This window comes from Pseudoalteromonas sp. MMG033, from assembly GCF_057197785.1.
In genome coordinates this window covers 3,646,354-3,671,713 of sequence record NZ_CM170070.1, presented here as the reverse complement: position 1 = coordinate 3,671,713, position 25,360 = coordinate 3,646,354, and the positions used below count along the sequence as shown (strand labels likewise).

18 protein-coding genes are annotated in these 25,360 nt (G+C 42.4%); 4 read left to right on the top strand and 14 right to left on the bottom strand.

Annotated features, from left to right (window positions below; translation table 11 throughout):
• Nucleotides 1-32: 32 nt before the first annotated feature.
• Nucleotides 33-1,694 carry a glutamine--tRNA ligase gene (glnS, locus tag AC2CZC_RS15945; protein WP_484582552.1) on the bottom strand — a complete coding sequence of 554 codons (1,662 nt, stop codon included), beginning with the start codon at nucleotides 1,692-1,694 and terminating at the stop codon, nucleotides 33-35.
• A gap of 375 nt (nucleotides 1,695-2,069) precedes the next feature.
• Between glnS and AC2CZC_RS15940 the strand changes: the two genes are divergently transcribed.
• The 4 genes from AC2CZC_RS15940 (at nucleotide 2,070) to AC2CZC_RS15925 (ending at nucleotide 4,513) form a co-directional block, all read left to right on the top strand.
• Nucleotides 2,070-2,363: a hypothetical protein gene (locus AC2CZC_RS15940; RefSeq protein ID WP_484582551.1), complete on the top strand. Its 294-nt coding sequence runs from the start codon at nucleotides 2,070-2,072 to the stop codon at nucleotides 2,361-2,363.
• A gap of 278 nt (nucleotides 2,364-2,641) precedes the next feature.
• The gene (locus AC2CZC_RS15935) at nucleotides 2,642-2,911 is read left to right on the top strand and encodes a hypothetical protein (protein WP_484582550.1); all 270 of its coding nucleotides are present in this window, start codon (nucleotides 2,642-2,644) and stop codon (nucleotides 2,909-2,911) included.
• Between the two features lie 237 nt (nucleotides 2,912-3,148).
• Nucleotides 3,149-4,006, top strand: a complete 858-nt coding sequence (locus AC2CZC_RS15930; protein ID WP_484582549.1) for a hypothetical protein — start codon at nucleotides 3,149-3,151, stop codon at nucleotides 4,004-4,006.
• Nucleotides 4,007-4,159: 153 nt separating this feature from the next.
• The gene (locus tag AC2CZC_RS15925; protein ID WP_484582548.1) at nucleotides 4,160-4,513 is read left to right on the top strand and encodes a hypothetical protein; all 354 of its coding nucleotides are present in this window, start codon (nucleotides 4,160-4,162) and stop codon (nucleotides 4,511-4,513) included.
• Between the two features lie 12 nt (nucleotides 4,514-4,525).
• On the opposite strand, the gene AC2CZC_RS15920 is transcribed toward AC2CZC_RS15925, so the two are convergent.
• The 13 genes from AC2CZC_RS15920 to AC2CZC_RS15860 form a co-directional block, all read right to left on the bottom strand.
• Nucleotides 4,526-5,131, bottom strand: coding sequence for a hypothetical protein (locus AC2CZC_RS15920; RefSeq protein ID WP_484582547.1), 606 nt, complete (start codon nucleotides 5,129-5,131; stop codon nucleotides 4,526-4,528).
• A 97-nt stretch (nucleotides 5,132-5,228) separates the two neighbouring features.
• On the bottom strand, nucleotides 5,229-5,654 hold the full coding sequence (locus AC2CZC_RS15915; RefSeq protein WP_484582546.1) for a hypothetical protein: 426 nt from the start codon (nucleotides 5,652-5,654) through the stop codon (nucleotides 5,229-5,231).
• An 81-nt stretch (nucleotides 5,655-5,735) separates the two neighbouring features.
• A complete protein-coding gene (locus AC2CZC_RS15910) occupies nucleotides 5,736-6,314 on the bottom strand; it encodes a hypothetical protein (protein WP_484582545.1) in 579 nt (192 codons plus the stop codon).
• Between the two features lie 146 nt (nucleotides 6,315-6,460).
• Complete coding sequence (locus tag AC2CZC_RS15905) at nucleotides 6,461-10,159, bottom strand: contractile injection system tape measure protein (RefSeq protein ID WP_484582544.1); 3,699 nt, start codon at nucleotides 10,157-10,159, stop codon at nucleotides 6,461-6,463.
• Nucleotides 10,159-15,174 (bottom strand): hypothetical protein, encoded by a 5,016-nt coding sequence (locus AC2CZC_RS15900; RefSeq protein WP_484582543.1) that lies wholly within the window; start codon nucleotides 15,172-15,174, stop codon nucleotides 10,159-10,161. The genes AC2CZC_RS15905 and AC2CZC_RS15900 overlap by 1 nt, the downstream gene beginning before the upstream one ends.
• Nucleotides 15,171-17,843, bottom strand: a complete 2,673-nt coding sequence (locus tag AC2CZC_RS15895; RefSeq protein ID WP_484582542.1) for a hypothetical protein — start codon at nucleotides 17,841-17,843, stop codon at nucleotides 15,171-15,173. Before AC2CZC_RS15895 ends, AC2CZC_RS15900 begins: the two co-directional genes overlap by 4 nt.
• Nucleotides 17,844-17,944: 101 nt before the next feature.
• On the bottom strand, nucleotides 17,945-21,157 hold the full coding sequence (locus AC2CZC_RS15890) for a hypothetical protein (RefSeq protein WP_484582541.1): 3,213 nt from the start codon (nucleotides 21,155-21,157) through the stop codon (nucleotides 17,945-17,947).
• Nucleotides 21,158-21,321: 164 nt separating this feature from the next.
• A complete protein-coding gene (locus AC2CZC_RS15885) occupies nucleotides 21,322-21,723 on the bottom strand; it encodes a GPW/gp25 family protein (protein ID WP_063363957.1) in 402 nt (133 codons plus the stop codon).
• 13 nt (nucleotides 21,724-21,736) lie between these two features.
• The gene (locus tag AC2CZC_RS15880; protein WP_484582540.1) at nucleotides 21,737-23,323 is read right to left on the bottom strand and encodes a phage baseplate assembly protein V; all 1,587 of its coding nucleotides are present in this window, start codon (nucleotides 23,321-23,323) and stop codon (nucleotides 21,737-21,739) included.
• 1 nt (nucleotide 23,324) lies between these two features.
• Nucleotides 23,325-24,062 carry a CIS tube protein gene (locus tag AC2CZC_RS15875; protein WP_063363959.1) on the bottom strand — a complete coding sequence of 246 codons (738 nt, stop codon included), beginning with the start codon at nucleotides 24,060-24,062 and terminating at the stop codon, nucleotides 23,325-23,327.
• A gap of 2 nt (nucleotides 24,063-24,064) precedes the next feature.
• Nucleotides 24,065-24,310 (bottom strand): hypothetical protein, encoded by a 246-nt coding sequence (locus AC2CZC_RS15870; RefSeq protein WP_063363960.1) that lies wholly within the window; start codon nucleotides 24,308-24,310, stop codon nucleotides 24,065-24,067.
• A gap of 12 nt (nucleotides 24,311-24,322) precedes the next feature.
• The gene (locus AC2CZC_RS15865) at nucleotides 24,323-24,784 is read right to left on the bottom strand and encodes a phage tail protein (protein WP_039609826.1); all 462 of its coding nucleotides are present in this window, start codon (nucleotides 24,782-24,784) and stop codon (nucleotides 24,323-24,325) included.
• Between the two features lie 48 nt (nucleotides 24,785-24,832).
• A complete protein-coding gene (locus AC2CZC_RS15860) occupies nucleotides 24,833-25,279 on the bottom strand; it encodes a phage tail protein (RefSeq protein ID WP_039609825.1) in 447 nt (148 codons plus the stop codon).
• Between the last annotated feature and the right edge of the window lie 81 nt (nucleotides 25,280-25,360).

Genomic DNA, 25,360 nt, shown 5'->3' with positions numbered 1-25,360 from the left:
TTTTGGAAAAAATAAAGTGTATTTAACGTACTTTATGCTTTTTCAATTTTCGCCCATGAATCGCGAAGCCCAACCGTTTGGTTGAATGTTAAGCTTTGTGACTTGTTATCACGACTATAATAGCCTAATCGTTCAAACTGAAAGCCTTGCTCTGGGCTTGCTTTTGCAAGTGATGGCTCTAATTTCGCATTTGCAATAACGACTAATGACTCAGGGTTTAGCGTAGTAGCAAAATCTTCAGCAGCCGCTGGGTTAGGTACATTAAATAGACGGTCATACTGACGTACTTCCGCTTCGATACAATGTGACGCTGAAACCCAATGAATTACGCCTTTAACCTTACGGCCATCTGCTGGGTTTTTACCAAGTGTATCTGCATCATATGTACAATAAATAGTCGTGATATTACCAGCGTCATCTTCTTCAATGCGCTCAGCTTTAATCACATAAGCATTACGTAAACGTACTTCTTTACCCAACACTAAACGCTTAAACTTTTTGTTCGCTTCAACGCGGAAGTCTTCACGCTCAATGAAAATTTCACGAGTAAATGGCAATTCACGCTCACCCATTTCTAATGTTGGGTGATTTGGTGCAGATAACATCTCAACTGTGTCTGCATCATAGTTTTCGATAACAATTTTAACTGGATCTAAAACAGCCATCGCACGTGGTGCATTTTCATTTAGGTCATCACGGATACATGCTTCAAGCATTCCCATTTCAACCATGTTATCTTGCTTTGTAATACCAATACGCTTACAGAATTCACGAATAGATGCCGGTGTGTAACCACGACGACGTAGACCCGCAATTGTAGGCATACGGGGATCATCCCAACCTTCTACCTGACCGTTCACGACTAAGTCGTTAAGCTTACGCTTTGACATCACGGTATATTCTAGATTTAGACGAGAAAACTCAATCTGCTGAGGTTGGCACTCAATGCTGATGTTCTCAAGTACCCAATCGTATAAACGACGATTGTCTTGGAATTCAAGCGTACACAACGAATGCGTGATCCCTTCTAGCGCATCTGAAATACAGTGCGTGAAGTCATACATTGGATAAATACACCACTTGTCACCAGTCTGATGGTGATGAACAAAACGGATACGGTAAATAATCGGGTCACGAAGTACCATGAAAGAGCTCGCCATATCGATCTTTGCTCTAAGTACACATTCACCTTCTTTGAACTCACCATTTTTCATTTTTTCGAAAAGCGCTAAGTTTTCCTCAGGAGACGTGTCTCTGTGCGGACTATTTTTACCTGGCTCAGTCAATGTACCGCGATATTCACGTGCTTGCTCGGGAGACAAGAAACATACATAAGCTAAGCCTTTTTCAATCAGCTCTACAGCATAGCCGTATAGCTTGTCGAAATAGTTTGATGAATAGCAAATTTCGCCATCCCAATCAAAACCTAGCCACTTAACATCTTCTTGAATTGAGTTTACGTAATCGATGTCTTCTTTTTCTGGGTTCGTATCGTCAAAACGTAAATTACAAAGGCCTTTATAATCTTGCGCTATGCCAAAATTAAGGCAGATAGATTTAGCATGGCCAATGTGTAAAAAACCATTTGGCTCTGGCGGGAAACGCGTATGTGTTGATGCGTGTTTGCCACTTGCCAGATCACCATCAATGATATTTCTGATGAAGTTAGTTGGGCGATTCTCTGTATCCGCCATAGGAGGTCTTTCCTCTGAATTTGTAGCTTGTTAACTGACGCATTATTACAAATTAATTTGGTAACTTACAGCGCTTATCGCCTCATAAAGTCGATTTATTTGATGTTTTTTATAGGCTGGGTAAATTACATGCAAAATTAGTCCAATGTAGGTGGCGTCTGACTAAAGTAATCCCCTAAAAGAAGTGATCTTGCATGCTTATCCAAACTAATTAAGCTGATTGAGAAGTATTTTTCTCACATTACAGTAACTTGAAAATAACACAAGCTCGATTGGTTTACTTTTTAAGCAGCAGTGATTAACTTAAATATGCCTGTTTAATATTTAGGCACATCTGGATTTTATCTAATTACTAATATGTAGAATCAAGGAAATATGATGAATCATAAAGTTTTAATTTTATCCGCTGCATTAGCTAGCACATTAAGCGTTGCTTCTTACTCATCCGCAGCGTCGGAAGCCAAAACCGAACAGATCAATGCATCACATTCTGTTCGCGTTTGCCATTATAAACTTACGTTACGTGGCCCAGGAAGTGATAGATTCCCATCATGGGAAACAAAAGAAGTGCTAGCAAACAAATCATGCCCAAGCGGCTGGACTGTCGGGTTTTATTGGAGTCGGGTTCCGGCTGGCTATTATGCTTATCAGTACAGTACGTATAGATAGTATTTAATTTTATAATCTATATTTGCCTGCCACATGTGCGTATGTGGCAGGTTTGTAATTAAATTATTCTTTTGATGCTGAGCCCTATTTACAGCTACATAAGTAATAAGAGCAATCAAACTATTGCGTTAATTTATAAATCGAGTCTTTTAAGTATTTCAGATTTCGGCGTAATTTTTATTCACTTATCGTTCATAATGTGTTCTAGTAATAGGGCCTAAATCAAACTCAATGGATGAGTTGAATTGTACAACGACCTGAAAGTATTTAAAGGAAATATGATGATAAAAAATATATTGGCACTTGTGCTTACTTTTAGCTTTATTTTTAGTGCATCAGCCCTAGGCTCGGACAAAGAAGCGACTAAAGCAAACTATAAAGTGTGTCATTATAAGCTGACCTCAGCAAAGAGTAATTCAACATATCCTTCGTGGGAAAAAAAGACTGTCCGACCTTGGCAAGATTGCCCACCTAGCTGGACAGTTGCAGCGCCCAATAGCAAAATAACTGTTGGTATTTACGTTTACCTCTTTACGACGTATCGCTAATGAAAAAGTATTTAATCTGATTTATATAAATCTTAATCAATGGCATTAAAGCTTTTTAGCATGCTCAAATATCACTTTTTCGCACTTTGAAAACCATCCTTTTTTACTGATTTCAGAATATTTTAAATATAAAAAAGCATTCATTAGTATTGATTTTTGAGTGTTTAGTACGCCTTATTTCTTCCCAATGTGCTTACACTTTTTTAGACCGTAAAAAACATGTAAAGGAAAACTAATATGAAATACTTCACACATACTGTGATGATTATGGGCATAATATCCGCGTTAAATACAACGGCTTTTGCTAATGAGCCCCAAAATTCAGCGATCCGTGTTTTGATTGACGACCAAGGTACACCTTACATTCACAAAGACGATGCGTTTGATCCTTGGCAAATTACGCCACTTCCTTATTATCAAAAAACGGTCGCCGCCTCAGGTGGTTACTTTCATTATCGCCCAAGCAGTGAAAGCTCCCCGGGGTACGCTTACAATGAAGGCGCTACGTTTGCAGTTGGGGAGTATGGCATGGTCTTTAGATATCAAAACGATACTTGGCAACATGTATTCGGTTGTTTGGGTGCCGCAGATGTTTCAACTTATAGCCCTAAACACGCATATTGTGTTACACAAACTGGGGATTTAAAGAAATTCAACTTGGTAGCTAAAAAGTTTGGTGGAAATTATGGGATCCCCAATAAGCGCATTGTAAAAATTGATGTGAATGAAACCGGCGCTATATGGGCAATCACAGATGATAATGAGCTTTACCAGCGGAACAACGGAAATTGGCATCAAATTAACATAAACTGCCCGCAAACATGCACCCTCAAAGATGTCGCTGTTGGTAGTGGTGAAGTCTATGTCACCGCGCATATATTTAAAAATACACGCGGTTCACAACAAGTTTACAAACTCAATGGTGATGAGCTAGAAAAGTTTGGGCACTTTTATAATATTGACGTCGATCGCGATAACACGATTTGGGCTATTTCATATGATTCAAAAACCCTTCACTATAAGCGCCCAGGCATGATTGATTTTGTAGAAGAGCAAAGAGTAAATCATACTACAGTTGTGGATATTGGTGGCTAATTAAACCATTTTTTGTGGCCAGATACATGAACTGAATCGGTCTGGCCAATAAAGCCTTGGGCTTAATATTTAGCAAGGTTCCCTTCATCCCTCACCTCATGTTATTATAAATCTTTACTAATTATAAATATTTCATTAAAAAAAGGGATTTAATTGCTAAAGAGCATCATATTATTCTTTGAAAAAATATTTGAGTGGCATTTATATTTTTTAGGGTGCCTTGTATTTCTACTCTTATATTTACAAATTGTGATTGTGCCAATATTCTTTATGGGTGTGCTTGGCTCCATTGCATATTTACATTTTGACCACTTTACTGCTTCAAGTTTAATAGTAGGTTGTTTATTGCTGGGGTTATTGGTTGGCATATATTGGGCAGAGCGAACTCGTCGTGGCCTCGGCATTATTACTTTCCATGCATACTTGCTCTCAACACCAGAAATCGATGGTCATGGAACACACCTTCGAAGCGAAATAAAAACACAACATAATAAAAAAGCTGCCTAAGCAGCTTTTTTATTATGTTGTGGTCAAATACGCTAAACGCTGTTTAAAACGCTCGCTTGGCACCTTGTGCCACAACTCTCTGTCAGACATCTCTTTACTGAATGCTTCAAGGTCATTTTGCACAACATAACGTTGGATCCGTCTACGGGTAGTCGGAGTATAATCACCGCGGTAACGCAAATCGATTAAGATCTCTTTAATTTTTGGATGTAAATTATCCCAATTTACCGGCCCGTATACCTTAACGCAATCAGCTTTATCACAGATGCGTTTAACATCTTTTGCCATCACTTCATATGTCTGCTCAAATAATAGGACTTGCTCTTTCGGGCTGACCTCAAAGCCTTGTAATCCATGTTTTTCTATAAACTCTTTTGCCTCACTGCCATACAAGCCCGATGCCTTTGCCAGCACTTGGGCGTCTTCAAAAGCCACCCCAGCAAGTTTTAAAGCTTGGATAATTTGCTCCGAACTGCGATGCTTCAAATCAAAGCCTCTTCCAATAGTTAGACCAGAGTACTGAGATGGCACGTGTAAGACACGGCTGTGGTATCTACCACCCTCTTGCCCTTCTTGTTCAAATGTAAATTGGCCCACGCTAGGCTGCTGTATACTCATGCCTCTTTCCCTAAAAATATTATTTTGACTAGATTTAATCAGTCAAATGATTACTCTATTGATTTTCTATATTGGGTAAATTTAGTAAAATTCAACCCTATTGGTGCAGGGCATGCTCTTTTTGCATATTGCCAACAAGAGAAAAATAATTGATACCTGCAATGATCCAATCATGTAATTTATCCGCAGGTATTTGGTTTATTCGATGCAACGTTTGCTCGCACATTTGGCTACTTGGTGAAATACCATAATATTTTTGCATTTCAAGGAGCATCATCGCTAAAAGACCATGCGCGTTAAGCAGCAACAATAACTCTGCTGTTTTTTGGTTCTTTATGCGTTCACCTTTAAACTGTCGCCAAAGTTCCACCCCGTAGACTTGCTTAAGTAAAACTTGGATTTCCTTATCATTAAAACCTTGGCTATATAAGCTGTCCAAACGCATAGTTTGATAATTAGTATCTTGGTTATATTTAAAGTTTTCTTCAAAAACATATCTAAACGCTTCTTGATAATTTGCCACAGAGTCTCTCCTTAGGTTCTTTAAACACTGACGCAAAAACTTTTTATATGTGACAAAAAACCAAGGCGTAATTTATTTAATTTAACTTAACTTCCCTCTGATCTGTAAAAATACCAAACTCAAAAAGTCTGACAACATTGACTTAAATTCGCTATGGTCTTCAAAATTAGGGGGGAATGGGAAGTGCGGAAATTGGTTTTCTGACGGCATATTTTGATAATAATAATCGTCAGCAAAAAACAATGGCTGTGTTTGGCTTGTCACTAAGTCTGTAATATATTTAGCATAAACAAACGCATGATTTGGACGCGTAAATATTAATAGCCTATTTTGTGTCAATCCGGTGTCAAGATCATCTGAATTTCCCGAAAAAACAAATGACACTTGTGTGATCACCTCTATCGCTTCGCTCTCTTCAAACAATGTTTGCTTCTCTATCTCAATATCCGCAGCATACCCTTGCTCAACTAATAAAGATTTAGCTAACTCCAAGTGTGGTAGTACGCGATTTGTAAATAAGTTATTCAAATGTTGGAGCAAATACCTGCGATTATACTCCAAATAGGCTTGTACTTTATTTTCTGCAACTTGATACTGCTGTTGACGCACTTGATGTTCCTCAATTAACGCGCGTAGATTCGAATGATTATTTACAGGCATACACTTCTCCATATTTAATTGGGACCAGCTCACTCGTTCGCGAGTCCATTTGATGATTGGTCTTGGGTTTGAGACACATCACTTGCCATATAATGTGTCTTCGTTTTAAGTTTTATTCTGGATTTTTTGTTGTGAGTTAAATCAATTTAAAAGCCGTACTGCCATTCAATATTGATTAAGTCATTAATCAACCAAGGAAGTTGAACAATTCCTAACCCCCAAGGAAGCTTCATAAGCAATATATCTTGAGGTTTACTATCGATAACAATGCAAACACCATTTGCGGTGAGTTTGACTTCGCCGGCTCTTTGTAAAAACATGGATTTAAACGCATCAGCTGGCATGCCTTTTAAGGCTTCCCAGCGGCTTATTGCTGCATTGACCATGTTGGTAATTTCATCACGTTCCTGTTCACCTATTGTGGTTTGCTCTTCGTACCTATGTTCAAGAGGTAAGCCAAGCAGCGCATTAATAACAAAAGTCTCAGTCTCATCGTCATCAATACCAACAAGTTCACAAAGCAACGCATGCGCTTTATGTTGCGAAGCTTCGCTTTCAAATAACACGCCAGATTCATCCGTATTGTCGAGTAACGCTAACTTGTTAAATAAAATTTCCAAGAACGGCCAAAGTAAAACAACGCCCGCATCGGCACTGATAAAGTGCTCAGAAGACTGCTGATAATGATATTTAAGCTCAGCCAGTGCTTCCTCACTGTGTGTCTTAATCTTTTGCGCATTCAAGTTGGCGAGTCTATTTCGATGTTTTTTAGCTTGTAGAGTCAGCCCTTTAAGTACTTTGTTTATATTTTGTGCTACAAGTGGAGGCGCCTCGTTATCAGTAACGTGCGATACTTTTTCGATGTCCTCATGGCTAATATCAGATAATTGCAAGCGTTCATCTAACGCGCTGGCTTCGAGCTTATGTTGAGACTTAGATAACTTGCCTTCATGTCTCTGTTTAGGCTTCGATAATAATGTGCAGCCCTCTAATAGTCCCTCTGACTGAGCAACTACATGGCTATCCAAGGTGTGTTTCACGTCGCTTTTATGTGACACATAAGGTACAAGCTGATTTTTTACTTCTTCTAGTGTCTTTGCCGAGCGCAGCTGACTAATTACCTGCAGAGCATAATCTAGGTGCTCTTTGCAATTTTTCTGAGGTGAAATTGGAGAACCGTCACTCTCAGCTTGATTATCAGCGTCTCTTGTGATGGCTGCATTTAAGGAGCCTAGTCTCCTAGCATCTTTTTGGTCGAGCTGATGCTCATCAAGCAAAGACACCCACCACATAGATGACTTTTGTAATTGACCAGGTAGATAGGGGTTTAGCGCATATAGCTGTTTTCTAATGCCATCAAACGTAGAGATAGTTGAAATTAAAAGTTGCTGCGCTTCTTTGCCAGCAGGTGATACTGAATCCACTGGAAATAAAGCTTTCCAACTGTGCACATACGATAGCAAATTAACCACCACCTCATGACAAGCATGCAATTGAATTCCCAATTGATTGGCTGAAATCTCTTGTTGTAGCGCTGTCATATAGCGCTTCAACTGAGTGATCATGACCAACTCTCGAGCGAGAACAAGCCCTGAGGTAGCTAATGGCCCATCTGATTTTTCATTTTGCGTTTCAACGCCCGCGTCTGTTAGCCCATCAGCCTCATTCATGCTCACGTGGTTAGCAGATTGCTTTTGCGCATCAAACAACAAGTCATTGGTTTGGTTTGCATCCATTGAATGCAGCGTACTTTGCTGCATCGTTCTGATGTGATTGACTATTTGTCCCAGCTTTTCACAAACTGGCGCCAACGCACTCAGTAAATTGTTTACAATCGACATCTGCGTTTGAGCATCAAGGTCATTTAGCTTTGATTTAGCATATTGTTCGGTTAATGAGCTGTGTTCAATTTGCCCTATGCGCTTTGTTTGGCTTGCAATCAGCTGCTTTAATTTTGTCGCACTGGCCTCAAACATCTCACTTCGAACGATTAACTGATACGTTTCATCCACTTGCGGTAGTAAGACAGACAGTGTTAACTCTAATTGCAGCAGCTCAATTTGTTCTAATTGTGCGATCTGCTTGCTATCAAATACAACACGCATAGATGACTCAAAATAACTGACCTCACCCAGCATATGCTCTGCAGAATCACACAGTGCTGTATGCTCATTTGTGGTACTCGTACCTGACTCGATACCCTTGTTTTGCTGCTTTTGTTCGTTTTCTACAGACTCATTATTATGATCCGTAAGCTGATAGCCCGATGTTCGCTGCTCACTTTGCTCGTATTCATTATTCAGCCATGCATGCACTTGCTCAAGCAAGGCGCTATACACCACCACTTTTGCTTCAGTGCTGTCACCTCCTTTACTACCCAACACATTTGCAAAGAAATGATTAAATTGAACAATAAATTGCGATGGTAAGTTAGTGATTTGACAGAGTAGCGCAAAAATACGTCGAGCATATTTAGGTGATTGCTTAGGTGCCCAATTGTACTCGAGCGCTTTGCGCTCACGAGTAATTAGCTCAATTACCTTATTGCTTGCTCGCAGATTTACTTCGTATGGACTCTCAGCCGCTAACATTGCAGCCAATAATCGCTGAACAGGCGCTCTTACTTGCACAGGCAAAGTTTGCTCGATGTCGTATTTAGCAATGAAGTTACGCCAGCGAATTTGGCTCAAATAAGGCAATTCTTTGGAGCTTGTTTGAGCAGCCAAAAGTTGAATTAAACGCTCAAGCGCACGAATTGTTTGTCGGCAACCTCCTCCTAGCGCCCCTCTAATTTGTGCAAGTAGATAAGGTGTGCCTTGCTCGGCGAATTCTGCCGTCTGTTGCGGTGAGTCAAGACCCGCACTGCGACTCTCTAACACTTGTGTAAGCGCACCTGACTGATATGGCGCCAAATCAGTTTTATAATGAGGTAATGTCTTTGTTTTACTGCTTGCTTTGTTCAGCACTTTTAATAGTGATTTACAATCTTTGGCCGTGATTGTTGCTTGGCCTTTCACTGCAAACCAGGTGCTCAGGGCGCCAAAAATAGTCCGCTTTGTTTTTATTGTATCAATGACACTTTCTCGAACCGTTTCGTTAAACGCAGTCTGCGCTTTATAAAATTGATAGCTTTGTACAAGCAAAGCTAAACTTCTTTGACGAGTATGTAGATTTGATGCGTAGGCGCTTCTCAGTGACTCAATATCGAGCCACAATTGATAATGCTCAGGCTCAGATAATCGAGTTAAAAGCGCCATTGAACGGTTAGAAACAACCCCTTCACTGATCACAGCAAGTGACGCTGCTAAAAGTGCCTCGTCCTTATAAAATGCATTAATGACATGTTTGCGCAAGCTTGGCCATTCTGCACTACTTACCAAGCTTAAAAATTGTTGAGGGCGATGTTGCAAACTCAGTTCACATGCTTTGATAACATCCAACATGGCCTGTTTTGACACCGCATTTTTACTGTGCTCGATTAACCCGCCAAACAGCGGCACAGCCAGTGCATAATTATTTTTCGGTAATTGGCGTATATACTCGCTTAACTGCTGCGCCAAGGCGGCATTAAAAGCCGGCTGAAAAATAGCTTTGAAATAGCTCCCTGGATCGCTTTGTAATCTGTGTAGATCAATGTCAGGCAACACAATTTCTAGGTCACTGAGCGTCACAGAACCAACCGGCAATATTATGGACGGTAAATCTATTTGGAGTCGATTTATTTCCTTAGATAACCAAGTTTTAAACAGTGACTCTAGGTCAGCAATACTTCGCTGACCTGAGTTCACCAGATGTGCAGGGGCTTCTAATTCAGCCCCTATTTGACCAATTGCTAACCTCATCATTAAATGTGGTCATTGCGCCAGAAGAAACGCGAGTGATTTAATGGCCTGTCCAAATAAACCGCATGCCACAAGTAGTCACCATGGTGCTCTTCTTGCTCTTCTAGGTGATAACAGCCCACACTGAAGATGTGATCACCCTCGCCTTGTTGTGCAGTATTGCGTCGCCAGAACCCTTTACAAATTAAGTTTTGACACTTATACGCACCGCCACCGTGTAGCTGCGCTGTATTATTAATCGCAACCACTTCACTGTCATCACAGTGAGCAACCGCACCGCCGCGTTCAGCTTGACAATTTTCGGCGTTAATCTGTGCATACCTTAAGCCATAAGCTGCACCACCTTGGCGGCCAGCGCGGCAGTTTCGAACATTATTGGCAGTCAGATTGGTTACATCTTCACCATAAATTGCACCACCATCACCACTGACAGCATGGTTTTCAATCACACAATTAAGCTGTATTTGATCTGCATAGCGCAAATTGAACGCGCCACCATTGCCTTCATAAGCACTCAATTCTCTGGATACTTCATGGATCGCACCATCAAACGTGAAACCATGCATCTCAACGTGTTTTACCATGGCATCTCTGTCACCGCGAATAAGGAAACGGCAACCTGCATGGGCTTTTACAATACGAGTTTCTCGCTCATTAAAACCGACAATGCTCAGGTTTGATCCCACTTCAACGGAGTTTTTCAGCTTATAGGCTCTTGAAACCTGACGATGACCGTTGTGTGGGAACAACAAGATGGTCATGTTATGCAAACAGTCTCTAGAGAAGATCTCGTCAAACTCTTCTTGGTTGTGAATTGCGACAACTTTTTTGCCACGACCAAAGCGCCATGCATGCTCATCGACATACGCTTTCACTGCAGCCTGAGTGGCAAGGACGTTGTCAGATGCCATTTCACCGCCAAGCTCACAATCTGGAGAAATCGCCTCAATATGCGGCCCTTCTGGAAGCTGCAATTGCGCCGGTGCAATTTGACCTTGTACAGCACAATCACCAAAAATTTCTGCGCCTTGCTGTAAGTGAAGCCTGCTTTCAAGCAATAAATCACCTTCAACAGTCAATGTGTCCGATACTCGAACGTCGCCACGTACATCTAATTTGTGCTCAGGTGCTTTACAACCAATACCCACATTCGCATTGCCATCAATAACAAGCTCAGACTTTCCACGCACTGCGATATCAAGCGCTGATTCACCTTCACTGGTGTTTACTGCCACCATGGCGCTGTCATTATGAGATTCACCAACTTTGAGGCTGTGCTCTGTGACTAATTTGGCTGCTTGTACTGAGCCACTAATGAAAGAATTGCCTTTTACATGGGTATCACTGCCAAAGTTTGCTTCCCCTTTCACTGCTAAGTGGCTATGGATATCCACATGCGGCTTAAACACAACTTGATTTGCTGCATCGAGGCCTTCAACCACTAAGCTGCCACGTACTGTCGTGTCTTTATCAAAATGAACCGCTTCTTTGAAGAACGCATTGCCTCGAACCGTCAACTCTTCACCTAGGTGTAAGCTCTTTGCAAAATCGGCATCGGCCAGTAGGTTTAATTTACGCTCAATCGTTGTCAGGCCTTCGATAGTCACCGTGTCTTTGAACAGCGCGTCATCATACACCGTCAAATCTGAGCGCAGTTCAACATCCCCTAAAATTTTCGCACCATCTAAGCACTCAAGTAGACCAGTACCGCGTAGCACCCCATTGAGCTCGATATCCCCTTCAACCTTAATATCCCCTAGAATATCCAGCTCTGCTTCTGGCTGTGCATTACGGATCCCCACTTTGCCATCTTTGAATACAATCGGGTTAACGCCTTTGTGATAAATCGCTAGGCCGTACTCAAAGTGATTTTGATCGACACTCAGTTGCGCACTGCGGCGCGTGGTTGACGCTTCCTCATCAGAGGCATGCATTGCCAAACCAATTCTTGTTTCGCCTTGTAGCTCTGACGTGCCGTATATGTTCACGTTGCTTCTAAAGCTTGCGTATTCATTAACGTGCAGACTGTCGTCTACTTCCACTCGTCCATTAACAGATAGGTCTTTTCTAAAGCAGGCATCTTCTCCCACATCGAGAATATAATCTGGGCGCTCAACACCCAGGCCAAGATTTCCATGAGTGAATACCAGTTGTGCAGCGCCGCTAGGGTCATCAATACGAAGTGCTTGTTGATCCGTTTCACAGATGTGCACTCTCGCCGTGGCTTGGTAAGGAGCTAAAGACAAGTTGCCCGCAACATTGACGTCTGTTCTAAAGCTGGCATCGTTATTTACAGTCAGTGCATCCCGACCTTCTGTACCCTCAATTTCTACACTGCCACCAGCATAATGTTCACCTGCAACAGATAAATTCTCACCTAGCTGAGTACTGCGCCCTACCTGCAGGTTTGATTTAATGTCACTGTTGCCATCAACGATCAGATCAGCGTCCAGATGTACATCGTCTGAAACAAGGAGCTCTCCCTCTAATTGTGACTGCCCCGCAACAAATAACGCCGCTCGTTGTACGTCGCCTGAATTATTGGTCACGCTGACGTGCATGCCATTTTTCAGCTCAGCATGGCCCATTAATTTTGATTTACCATCAACCGTTAAAGCGGTGCCTGTATCTTTAATGGTTAATTGGCCTGTGATATCAGCAAGACCTGTGACTGCGAAGTTAACGCCATCTGCTGGAATTGCTTGATTAATGGCAAGTTGACCCGCTGCTGCCAATATTTCTGCATCTTGCGTCTGATTAGTAATTTTAAATACTGGAGTTTCAGATAACTGAGTTAATGCTAACTGGCTACTCGCAAAGTTCACTGCCACATGTTCGTTTTCAACGATAGAAAACTCACCGAATAACTGTGAATTACCATACACATCAAAATTCGCTGATTTTTGCTCGCTGCCCACTTGGGTGTGCATTAACGACGCGCTAAAACCGCCAAACTCACTGCTTTCATTGGCAACATAAACGCCTTTGAGTGCCGTGATATCTTTATCAAAAAGCGCATTTTCGCCAACATGTAGGCTTTGCTGAGGACTTGATTGGAATAAACCAATCTGCTTGCCCGTTGCATTAATAACAGACGTGGTGTTAAGCCCATCAAAATAACTGATGTCGACACTTTGCGGCTGTCCATTATGCGCCAGTACACCCAATTTCGCACCGGTCGTCCAATCACTTTGTAAAGCACTCGAAGCAATAACCACATGTTCACTGACGTCAGCTTGATGAATAGTCGCCTCATCAGATACCGTGAGTTCTGGCGTTATAATATTGCCTTTTACAGTCAATGTTTGGTCTTGCGCTGCGCTGCCCATCACGGCCTGATCATTGTCAATACGCAGTAATGGGTTTCCTTCCTTGTCAGAAACAAGTAACGATGACTCATTTACCGTCGTGCTTTTAACCGTGAGTGTTGCTGCTGAATTAACCGCTTGCTCACCCACCGTTAGGTTATCCTTTACGACCCCCTCGCGTGCGCTAAACTGCGTGTCAGTGATGATACTGTCGCTTGCATGGAGTGAATTAAACGTAGCGTGATCTTTTACATCAAGCGTCGTGTTAATAAGCGCACCAGCATCTGTTTGCACAGGAGTACTAGGTGTTTCACCTACTTGCAACTGACGTGTGCGTGTTTGCCCGTTAATTTGTGCATCTTGACTAATCGTTAGATCGTTAAGCTCCGTGCTGCCAGCCGTTAACGTATCCGCAATCTGCGCTGTCTGTGCGTTCACTTGCCCCGCGGCAGTTAAGTCATCTGCAATATATGTATGTGCAAACATATTGATTGACTGCTCACCCGCAAGCGGCATATTAGTGACTTTGACTAAATTCGTATTGCCATCGCCGATATTCAGTAAGTCTCCGCTACCAGCTTGAATATCCACCTTCGCATTAGGTGTTTCAGTGCCAATCGACAACATCCCATCAATATGCGCATCGCTTTCTACGTTCAAATTGCCTGCAACGTCTGCTGTTTGCTCTATGCGCACAGTGCCAGAGAAATGTGCGTGCCCATCTTCATTTAATGCAATGTGTGGATGATCTTTATCTTGTCCAACTAACACCGAGTCCGCAACATGGAAACGCGCTTTAGGCACACTGGTACCCACACCCACTTTACCTTCTGGGTTAATAATAAACGGCGTATTGTCTTGGTTTAGGTCATCAACTCGGAATAAATCGCTGGTATCTGATGAACGCTTGCCGATATGCAGTTTCGCCAAGGTGCTATTTTCATCTAAACCAACCCCTAACATCGGCGCTTCTACATGCCCTGCAAAGATTGCATTTTGCGCACTGAGCTCACCGAGTAGCATGGTACGCTCTTCGACCGATAACATTTGTGTTGAGGTATTACCGCTCATGCTAATGTCATTTGTCACAGAGATAGAGTGTGCTTGAACATTGCCTGCAACGTTAACATCTGCGTTTACTTCAACATCACCATAAGCCGTGACTTTTGGATTGTCATCATCATCCAAGCCCGCTTCCAATGTTTTTATTGTGCCTTTGCTGACAGACAACGCACCTGCTCTTAAGTGCTGATTAATATCCGCAGTTTGCGACTTAATGCCTTGAGTTAACTTAGCACTACCTGTAACACGTAGCACCTCTTCAGCCTCAGGGAGCACTTCGACTTTGTCATAAATGGAGACACTTTGTGCGTCAGCAGTCAATACATTACTTTCACTGTCTGATGCAGACACAACCACATCATGACTAATTTTTACCGCATCGGTATCGACTCTAAAACACTCAGTTTCGCCGTCAGGACTGACGGTTAACGGTGACGTGACGGCAATTTCCTGTGCATCTGCATTTTTCACTACAGCGATAGGATCGTCTATCTGGTTAAAACCGGAGCGAATGAGTGACTCAAAATCATCCCCAGTAGGCGTTTTGAGGTCGTCAAACTTTTCAATTAATTCAGCGCGACTGCGCTTAGTTACTATGGATGTTTGGTCACATTCGACTAACACTTCTTGGTCACTGACTTTGTTCATTCTTCGTTTCCTTCAGGATCTATACGATTTGGCACGCTGGTTGCCACGATAAATTTCGAAACCACCGCGGTGTTTGAGTTAATTTGTGAAAAAGACACAGGCAAAATGGGTTTAAGAAACGGCAGTGGTGAATACCCAACCGTAAACCTGGTATTGTTTGATTGTGCAAATGCATTGGGTGTACAAATGTGGTCAATGCAAAGCTGTGTTGCTAAATAAAGTACTTGGTCAGCACTAAAACCATCTGGATAAAGCGCGCTGTTGTCGTTAATTATCAGCGCAACAGCAGCATGGACTAAAGCGTATGTTTGCTCGTCTATTGCAATGTCTTCTGGGAGTGGTTCGCAGGCATATTCAGATAATATCTGTATCAGGTATGCTTCAAGTACTTCCATTCCTTGAGGTTTTGCAAGCACATAATTAATAATGAGCTTAATCATGTCTTGTGGATCAGATATCGCCAACGTCTCAAGCAGGCCACCAATATCTTGTGCAACACTGGCAATATGCGCTTGCCCATCTGCAAATCGTTCACGTTGCGCCTGACCATAAAAATTGAGCCATCCAAAATACAAGCGCTCAAATAAACTCATTTGCTCTCGCGTGAGCCAAATACACTCAGCGGATAAATGCAGCGGCCTGTGCTTAGCAACCTGACTTTCAACTAACACTCTAAATGCCGAGTTTTGCAGTCTAGTTGTCCAATTCGGTAACACACAATACAAATGGCCTGTTGTGGCACTGGTGAGCAAGTCGCTTTCAAGTAGATAGAAGCTTTCTCTGTTATGGGTTGCCAGTGGCATTTGCCCTTGGTGCGAAAAGCCAAGGTTACGCATAATTAAGCGACTTAAACTTGCAAGATGATCCGTTTTGGGTTCCTTGGACAAATAGTCGAAGCCACGACAACGGTTTTCCCCCAGTAAGCCAACTTCTGTCAATAATCGACACTTATCAATGTACTGACGTAACAGCACCAAGCGTAATAGGAGGTCTTCTTGATCATTTGGATCTTGGTGGCAGGCACCGATGACATGAACATAAAAACCAAAAACCTCTCGATACTTCAGCAAGTTGGCATTCGGTAACTTAACCGCAAATCGCGCCAGCAAATGCGCTAGGCTGTCATTTAAACGTGTCAGTTGAGCAACAGAAAAATCGGCTTCTAATTGTTGCTGTAAGCCACTTTGCTCATAGTCCTCTAGTGCCTGTTTTACCAAGTGATTAACGCCACTTATTCCCGTAACAGCTTGACTCAACTGGGTATGTGGCAACTGCGTTACTCGGTGCCAAAATTCATCAAGTAAAGCTTGTGACAGCGCTTCACTGGCGAGCATACGATCCATTATTTGGCCTAGGCGTTCAAAATGTGCGCACTGCGGTAAAGCTAAAATGTGTGGCAGTACATCTAATTGCTTGTGCTGATCAGCTAATATTTGATCGAAAAGGTGCAAGTACCCTTTAAATTGCAGTAGCTGTGCTTTTTGTTCTGAGTCGATATCTCGGCTGAGCGATTGATCTGCAACGGCATACACTTTTGGTAGCTCATGCTGCAAAGAGCGATATTGGCTTAATGATAAATAGTCTTCAGTTTCAGCAAACACCTGAGTCATGCTATCTGTGGATTGCTCCAAAATGTATTCACTGACCAATTGCTTTATTTGCTCAACTTCCTGGTCATCAAGTACATAACTCTGGTCTTCAATTACGATTGAAATGGCATCAAAAAACTGCTCACTCAAAAAGCCAAGTTCTGGGGCTAAATTGACTGACTCGGGCTCTAAATCTTGTATCTCAACCTGCCAATAGTCATATCCCGGCTGCGAGCCACTGCCCACAATAAATCGAAACTCTTCTATTTGCTCAATGTTAGGGTGATTGCGCAGTGCATCTAAAATATCTGAGCTATACAGGTGTTTTTTTACTGGCGTATTTTCTAAGTCATTATCCAAAATAAAGCCATGCTTTAGTGATGGCCCAACATAGACATCTTCAACATACATGCCTTTTTCGCGCAGTTGCTCCCCAGAGTAACGCGGTAAATTAGGTGAAATTTCAAGCGCCACTTTACTCAGAATATCAGCCATGACTTGTACCAAGTCTTCTGCATCTTGGAGCACAAGGTTCATACCCAAATGCACAGGTACCGACTTATAAAACTCAATGTTGCCAAGCTGATGTGTCACACATCGCGCATTAGCAAACGCGCTATGGACTTGGTGGCGCAGGCTTTCTTCTGATACGGGGCTATTTGGCACAGGCTGTACGACTAAGTCAAACATAATCGCGCCGCTTTGACCTTCATCACGCACAGTTATCGTGATGTTTTTTACACTTGGAATATCCAGTAATAATCGTCGATAATCTGCAAGCGTGACGCAGTGGCTAAACATGACTTGCTCTGACGATAAAAACTGTGTCACCGCAGACGCTTCATCTGGCGTTGGCGTGGTTAAATCTTCAACGGAATAATTAAGCTTATAACTGAGATCCGAAAGCACAAAGGCCAGTACTTCAAGTAAGGTAATGCCCGGATCAAATACGTTGTGATCGCTCCAAGTCTCTGGCGCGAGCTTTTGTAATTGCGCAATACCTTGTTCTCGCAGCTCGTCTAGGTTTTGCCCAGAGTGCAACAAGGCATCTGAAGCAATTTTCAGTGCATTGGTTTCCATGATTTTCCTTTGGAAAGTAAGTCGATATGGGAGATGACGTCAAACCCTCAAGACTGTGAAACGCTTTATGGGTTTAACGCTGCTTTAATTACTGAATTGATTTACTGCACAACAAAGTTATGCTGAATTTTCCACTTACCGATCCCTTCAAATACATCACCGTCAACATTGGCCAATGAGATTTTATGATTGCGAGTCGGTACCAGAATTTCGCTGTTATTATTCGGCGAAATTTGGGCATAGTGCTTAATATTCTCACCGACTTTCATGCCTCGTATGACCTGTACCATATTCACAGCTTGATGAGCCTCTAAAGCCTGCGCAACATCTGCGAGGAAAATGGTTTGCGACAACTCAGCATCCGGTTTATTCCAAGGTGTTAAAGTATCGACAATCAAATCATTGAGCTCTATAACCGTAGATTGAATATCAAACCTTGGATCTATTTGAATGATGGCCTCAAGCTGTACTTCGATATACGTTGGATCTTTAACTTTTACATTAAGATAAGGTGCACAGCGCGCTTCAACTTCATCTTGTATTTTGCGCATTAAGTAACGCGGTACTTTAGGCTGTAAAATGTCAACATCATGATTAAGCGGGATCACGGTGATATTCACGCCTTCTTCTGTTTGGTATGCATTCACAGAGTGCAACTCGGGAAACGCTTGTAAGGCAAAGTGCTCATAGTCCCAGCCAGTTAAAAGTCTGTCTCTGTGCCTTAAACGTTCACTCACTCTGCGATACAGTCGGCTATCATCTTCTTTTACCTTGGCACCAAAGCTTTCAAAAGGTTGTTCAATCGATGCGATGAGCGGATCGGTGACAGTTAATTTACTGATACTGCCCGCTTCGAGTGGTTTCAAATAATGAGATTGCGCATGTTCAGTTGAGTTTAATATGACTTGCACGGCCTGAGCATACACACCTTTTAGCTTTGAATAGATGGGAGTGACATATTTATCTTGCAACACATCCGAGTCAATCACAGCTCTTATCCAAACCTTGCCGTCTTGGTTAAATTGATCGTCTAAATCAAATTCCGGTAAAGAGAAGATAATGATCCCAGAATCTAATAAATCATAGGTATTGTCTTGTAAGATCCGCCCTTCTTCACCACTTCCTTGGGAGTCTTCTCGGCTGAAGTGGTGCCATTGACCTTGATTGTAGTATTCCCATTTAAATTCTGGAGAGTCACTAAAGTTAAACCCATCAACAGCTTCAAGTTGAAATAACACACTACATTGCCCAGGCGTTGGTAGCGCCCCAAGGCCAATGTATAAATACCCTAAATCGTCGATTTGCGGCAATAAGTGAACCGTGTTTTGGTTTTCTAATATTTGTAGCTGTCTACCAATGGGTGAAATATGCTCAATCCAAATTGAGTTCCCGATGGCTGTTCTTTGCGCCCGTGAAATACTTTGCGTGCGATAATGTAATTTAACGGAATCTAATAAGGGTGTGTAAGGCTCTGGCACCTGCGTTGGCATAAAGTCGCCATCTGCAGGGTTCCAATTTGCCAGTTTAACACTATTTTGGAACGCATAATATTCAGCAACCTTGATATATTGTGGATGGCCAAAGTCTTGATTTGAAAGCGCTAATGTATACCATTTAGGCCAATGTTTCGCCTGTGTCAAATTAAATGGCAAAGATAAATAATCTGTTTCACCATTGTCATCATCATAACTAAACACCAAGCGGTTTGTTGCGATATTATTTACGACATCAGGTAAGGTGTTGGCACTGTCATTGGCTACCAAGGTCTGCTCTTGCGACGTCAGTTCCTCATTACTCAGTTGCCATACCGTGTCGTTATAAAACAGATCCGCCACCACTTTATGTTGCTCACTTGGATAAGTTTCATCCGATTGTGAAATCATCACTTGGTTTCTTGGCCAAGACTCATCAGCAGCCTGAAGCGGATCTGCTGGCGGTGTGGTGATATTTTTATATGACAAGTAAGTTTGGTAGTGACTATCGAAATCCGTCGGCCTGCCGATCCAATTAAATTCAATGCTGGCTCGGGTAACACGTTTGCACAAAAGCTCAGGGTGAGTGAACTCAAACTTGTCGGCTAACTGAGGAGAATAGCCAAACGGTTCAAAAGGTTTGGTTGTATCTAAAAAGCCAATGCCATTGTTGGCTATCAGGCCACTGGCGCCCAGTACAGTCACCGCCATGCGCACTTCTTGAATGTCACTGACGGTCAAATTTGCCAATGCTTCTTGGCGCTTTTCAAGATCTAGCGCATATAAGGCATCATATTTGGATTGCTTCAGTATAAATGCAATATAAGGTAAGGTTTTATCTTGGCCAATCATGATGTCAGATACTGGCGCAATCGGCGCAAATAACTCATCAACATGAATAACCAACTCATTCTCACCATTGAGTGTTAACTGCGCTGGGTCCAATTGCACGGCTTCTTCGGCGGTACTGAGCCAGATATCAAAACTGTCTAACCAAAGGGATAAATCTATTGGGCTTTCACCAAATTCATCGGTAGAAAAACGTAGCGTAATAATACGCTGACCACTGCTTAAAAATAAGTCTTGTGACGCAATTTTGAACCCTATTTGAACGGGCGCTTGCTCTGGTGACGTTGCATTGTCACCAAATGTCATCGCGCTATTTTCAAGCTTAATGCCCTGCTCAGTATCCAGTAAAACATTACGACAAATTTGCACACCGCTATTGTAGTTAGCTTTATTAACCGTCGTTACTGTATCCACCACAGCTCGATTTATCGCGCTTGGCTCAGCCAACTGATACACACGATCTGCACCGTCATCATCCTTACCACCATCAAACTGAGTGCCCGGCTGTAAGGTCAAAGAATCAACCTCATTGAGCTCGATTAGGACATGGGCTGAGTCTGGAGTGGCTGCCAATAATTCAAATCCCAAAACGTCACGATAATAATGATCAAGATGGCGCTGTACAAAATCGTTAAATTGCTGCTGAGTATGCTGCAGCAAATCAACAAACGTCAGTAGTAGCGCCAGATCAGGACGACTGGCAATTTGCACGGTGAGTTCATCACCCTGCCCTGAAGCGATTAACTTAGCCAAAGCAGCAAATTTGTCAGCGTCAGGCAATACCTTGTACCAACTTTGCACCGGCTTCCAAGTGGCTTGACCAATAAACTGAGTTTGCTCAGCTACAGTTGATAAATATGATAACCACAGTTCAATTGTACGCGGTTCGATACTGAAAAACTCACTGGAAAGCTCGGGGATCTGCCGTGCGGTTTGACTTAACCCCTTCCCATTGCCTGAGATAAGTGATTGACTACGAGACTTAAAAGTCATGAGATTACCTTATTAATGTTATTTATAAGCATACCAATGCGCTGCTTGGTTAAATTAACCTAAACAAAAGAAGAAGCGGTGCGGGTCTGCGTCTTGCTTGATGAGCGAGGATGAAATGAACTAATGAACTAGTGCTGAAAAACCTAAGTGTAAGAAATGCTGATTTATACAGATTGCTCAGCGAGATAAAAAGGAAACACCATATTGCTGCGACTGTTCGTTTTACGGATCAGGTAAGTGAGTTCAATCAGTAGCGCACCTTCATATGCATCTGACATATCAAACGAAATATCTTCTAAGATGATCCTGGGTTCGTAATTTAGCAATACCGCAGAAATCTCTTGCTTGAGCGTGACGAGCGCCGACTCACTGACATCTTCAAATACAAAATTTGATAAGCCCGAGCCTAGCTCACTCCAATATGGACGCTCGCCTTTGAGTGTATTTAATGCCACTGAAATGGCTTGTTTCACCAGTGTTTCATCCTCGTCCATATCAGGACCTGCATCTGGGCTAGAAAATTTAGGTGGAAAACTCCACCCTCGACCTAGAAATGAATTGTCCATATTTGCCTCCTCGTTATCCTATTTCCATCTTATCTGTGGCCACCTCGACTTTTGCGCTTTCAATGGTAATTTTGCTATCCATTTTTATCTGGCTATCGTCTGGTGTTTTAATCACAACATCTGTTTTAGCGGTCATACCGGCTTTATCTTTTTGAGATAAAGCATAACCAGAGCTTTCACCTAAAGAGATTGAGTGATCCTTGCTGCCTTCCATAATGATATGTGGCTTTTTAAAGGTGAACTTCAGTGCCGTGGCTTGCTCCTTAAATAGCAGTCCTCGAACATCATATTCTTTCTTGTAGCCGCCCAAAGGAGGAATGGCCACAGGGTTATGACAGGCACCAACAATCACAGGGTGTCTGGCATCCCCACCGATAAAGTCCACCAGCACTTCTGTGTCTGGGTTTGGAGGTAAAAATAATCCCTCTTCCTTACCTACATAGGTGGTTAGTAACCTTGCCCAAATTGGCTCCGTGGTTAGTGTATTTAAGGTGATAGGTATGCGATGTAGTTTTTCTTTATCGTCTTTAAACGGCGCAACAGTGGCAACCAACATAGGTGTAGCCGAAAGCTCAGCCCATTTAGACCAGCCACTTTTTGTTAAAGATAAGCCCAGTGTAAATTCACAGAACCAGCCTTGATTACTTAAATGATGGTGAATTTCTGTCACCATGTAGTCCGCTTTGTTGTTTTCACCTGCCCCCGATACTTTGATTGCATCAAGTAGCTTTAATTTATGTAAAGCGGTCGCTTCAGACATATCCACTTGAATACGGCCTTGGCTGGTATCTAGTAAACGATATACTTGCTCGGCTTTGGCCTTGGCTGCCAACTCAACTTTATCTATCGGTGCTTGTGATTTGATGACTACATCTTCGGTCGCGCCTTCTTTTTTCTCACCTGAATCATAATTTTCAAGTAACATAGCTTGAGTTTTTATATCCCAGGCACTGTGATCGACTTTTTGCGCATAGGAGCTATTGTCCATACACAGCTCAAACCCTGTACAGCCATCCATCGCAACATTAAATTCCGTCGCCGAAGGCGTATGCGTTGTCAAATCAACAATGTTGATCCCTTCTTCCTCATACAGGGCGAACCCATTTGTCAGTATGCGATTCATGATCACTTCCCATGGCTTTTTCTCAACCATGAGATACTGATAATGTTTAATTTTACTGTCCGCGACCGTTTTTTTACCGCCACAAGGCTTGAGTAGGTCGTTGATAATATCTGTGTCAGTGGAGTCAGGTTTGTAAAGCTTACTGATTTTAGACTGGCATAACTTGTTGGCTTCACCCTTTGCGATCACTTGAAGGTAGGCTTCACTGCAATAACCCACTTTACCGCCCGTTATCACGCCAACAAATAACGTGATTTGCGCGTCTTCACCAAAACCGGCTTTGACTTCAATGGACTTCCCAGGCTGAAAGTCTTTATTTAAATCAAGTTTAAAGCTTTCATCAGCCATATCGCCGTCTTCAAATAGGATAGATAGTTCTGAGATCTGGTTAAGCCCACGGTGCGTGATAACTTCACGGACACCAACTTCCAGTTTCTTTTCACTACCATCCACTAATATCGTGTAACGAATATCCATGTCATCGCTCCAATGGCGGGTAAGTAATGTAGTCACCCACCTTGGCACTGCGGATCGAAGGCAGTCTGTTTACGCTTGCAACTTGGTGAACATAGTTAGCTTTACCGTATATGGACTCCACCTTTGACACTAGGCTATCTCCATCCATAAACTGTAATTCGTGCGTTAAGTCAGGCGAGCTTTTCCCTGTTCTGAGCTTAATTTCTTTGCTAGATAGACACTCAGAGATATTACAAACGACTTGAGCTTTGACTCGATTACCTTTGGAATTAACCAATTCAGTTATCACATTAATATCACTGAACATGCCGTGAAAACCGCCATCGGCACCATGGTTAAGTACCATGTTCAAAGGCATAATTGTGACAAACCCGGGCAAGTGTGTTTCCCCTTGCACAGCGAGGCCGTATTTAAGCATATCCTGAATGCTGTCTTCAGTGGTGGTTTCACCGCTAAGCGTCATTGCATATTGAGCGGGTGTTTCGATAATCGTGTCATCTAATAAAAACGTGATCGCTAAACTAGATGGGGGGGACTTTTGATAACGTGCAGAGCCGCTTTCAGAGCCAATGGCTTTAGAGTCTTTTAAACAATTTTGATGAGTGACATTGAGTGATTTAGGATCGTACGGCAGCGTCAACTCCCCCAATTTATTGCCATCGCCGCGCTCAATTTTTTTATAAAAAGTCACTTTACAAAGTGGTAAGCCACTTGCGTTAATGCCGTCTGCTTTATTCATAATTAAGGCCTTTTTTCCTTACCTTGGCGTGCAAATCTAAATTCGATGTGTCGTTTTAAATCTGACTCTAACTGGTGTAATAAGTCTTGTAATTCGGACCAGCTTACTGCATTGCTATGATATTCGGACCCAAGAGCCTGCTGCGTTTCCTCGCTGGGCATGTCACTCGAATTTGCCGCTGAAGTCTTGGAGGGTTGCTCAGCACTGATCCGCGCTTTAACGCGCACATTGTTACACTTAACTTCCATCTATCTAGCTCCTTACACTGGCACACCAGGAATAGGCACTGCCACCAAATCGCGATAACTAAAGCTAAGAGACTCAATAAGTACATCATTTCTGCTCGCATCAATCCCCTCCCACTCCCAGCTTTCTAAAAATGCATCTTGAACAAGCCAAGCTTGCGATGGTAAATAGTTATCATCTAAGGTGGTGATCAAAATTTGATTTTTAACCAAGTAGGTATTCCAAGCATCGCCAAATACGAGATTTTGCAACATCAAAGGGCTACCACCTTGAAAGACGCCACGTTTTAAAGTGAGTGTTTTCGCTTGTTTTTGGTTAGCGATACTGACACGGTTATTGGTATAGTCGATACTGCGGTTCATTTTCAGGCCGCTGACTTCTTTGAACAAAATATCAATGGGATTCGGAATACCTGCGGCCACAATACCAACTAAAAATCGATACCCGACCATCGGGGTTCTAGGGTCTTGAAACATATTAGCCACCTAAGCGGGCACTTGCGTGCCCTAAAAGAGATTTAAAAATTAATGGAACTCAATCTTAATGTCGTCTGCCATCATCTCTAATGATTCAACACTGGCTTCGTTAGAGCCACCGTTGATGCTAGGTGCTGTAAGCTTCTTAGGAAATGCATTGATCACTTTCCACGTCACAAGTGGCTGAGATCTGTCTTCATTCGTCAATGAAATCGTGATGTCTTTTTTATCAACTAAGTTCAAGCTGATAGACGAGATCCAATCGTAGAATTGACTCTTCTGTTTAACCAGACCACGCTTCAATGTAATGTTGACGTCTGTTGGTTGCCCAGGCATGTGTTTTTTGCCATAACCATCTTTATAAGTAATTGTTTCAACGCCGATGTCTAGACCAGATACTTCTGAAAATGGAATGCTCTCTTCGCCGAAGCTGACAACAAATCGATAGACGGGAATTGGATATTCTGCTGCGATATCTGCTTTAGTAGTAGCCATGTAATAACTCCAAAAATTCGGTATTTACAGTCATGCTGTAAGTAATAATTAATATCTATTTGACGCCAAGGCTCAGCGCCA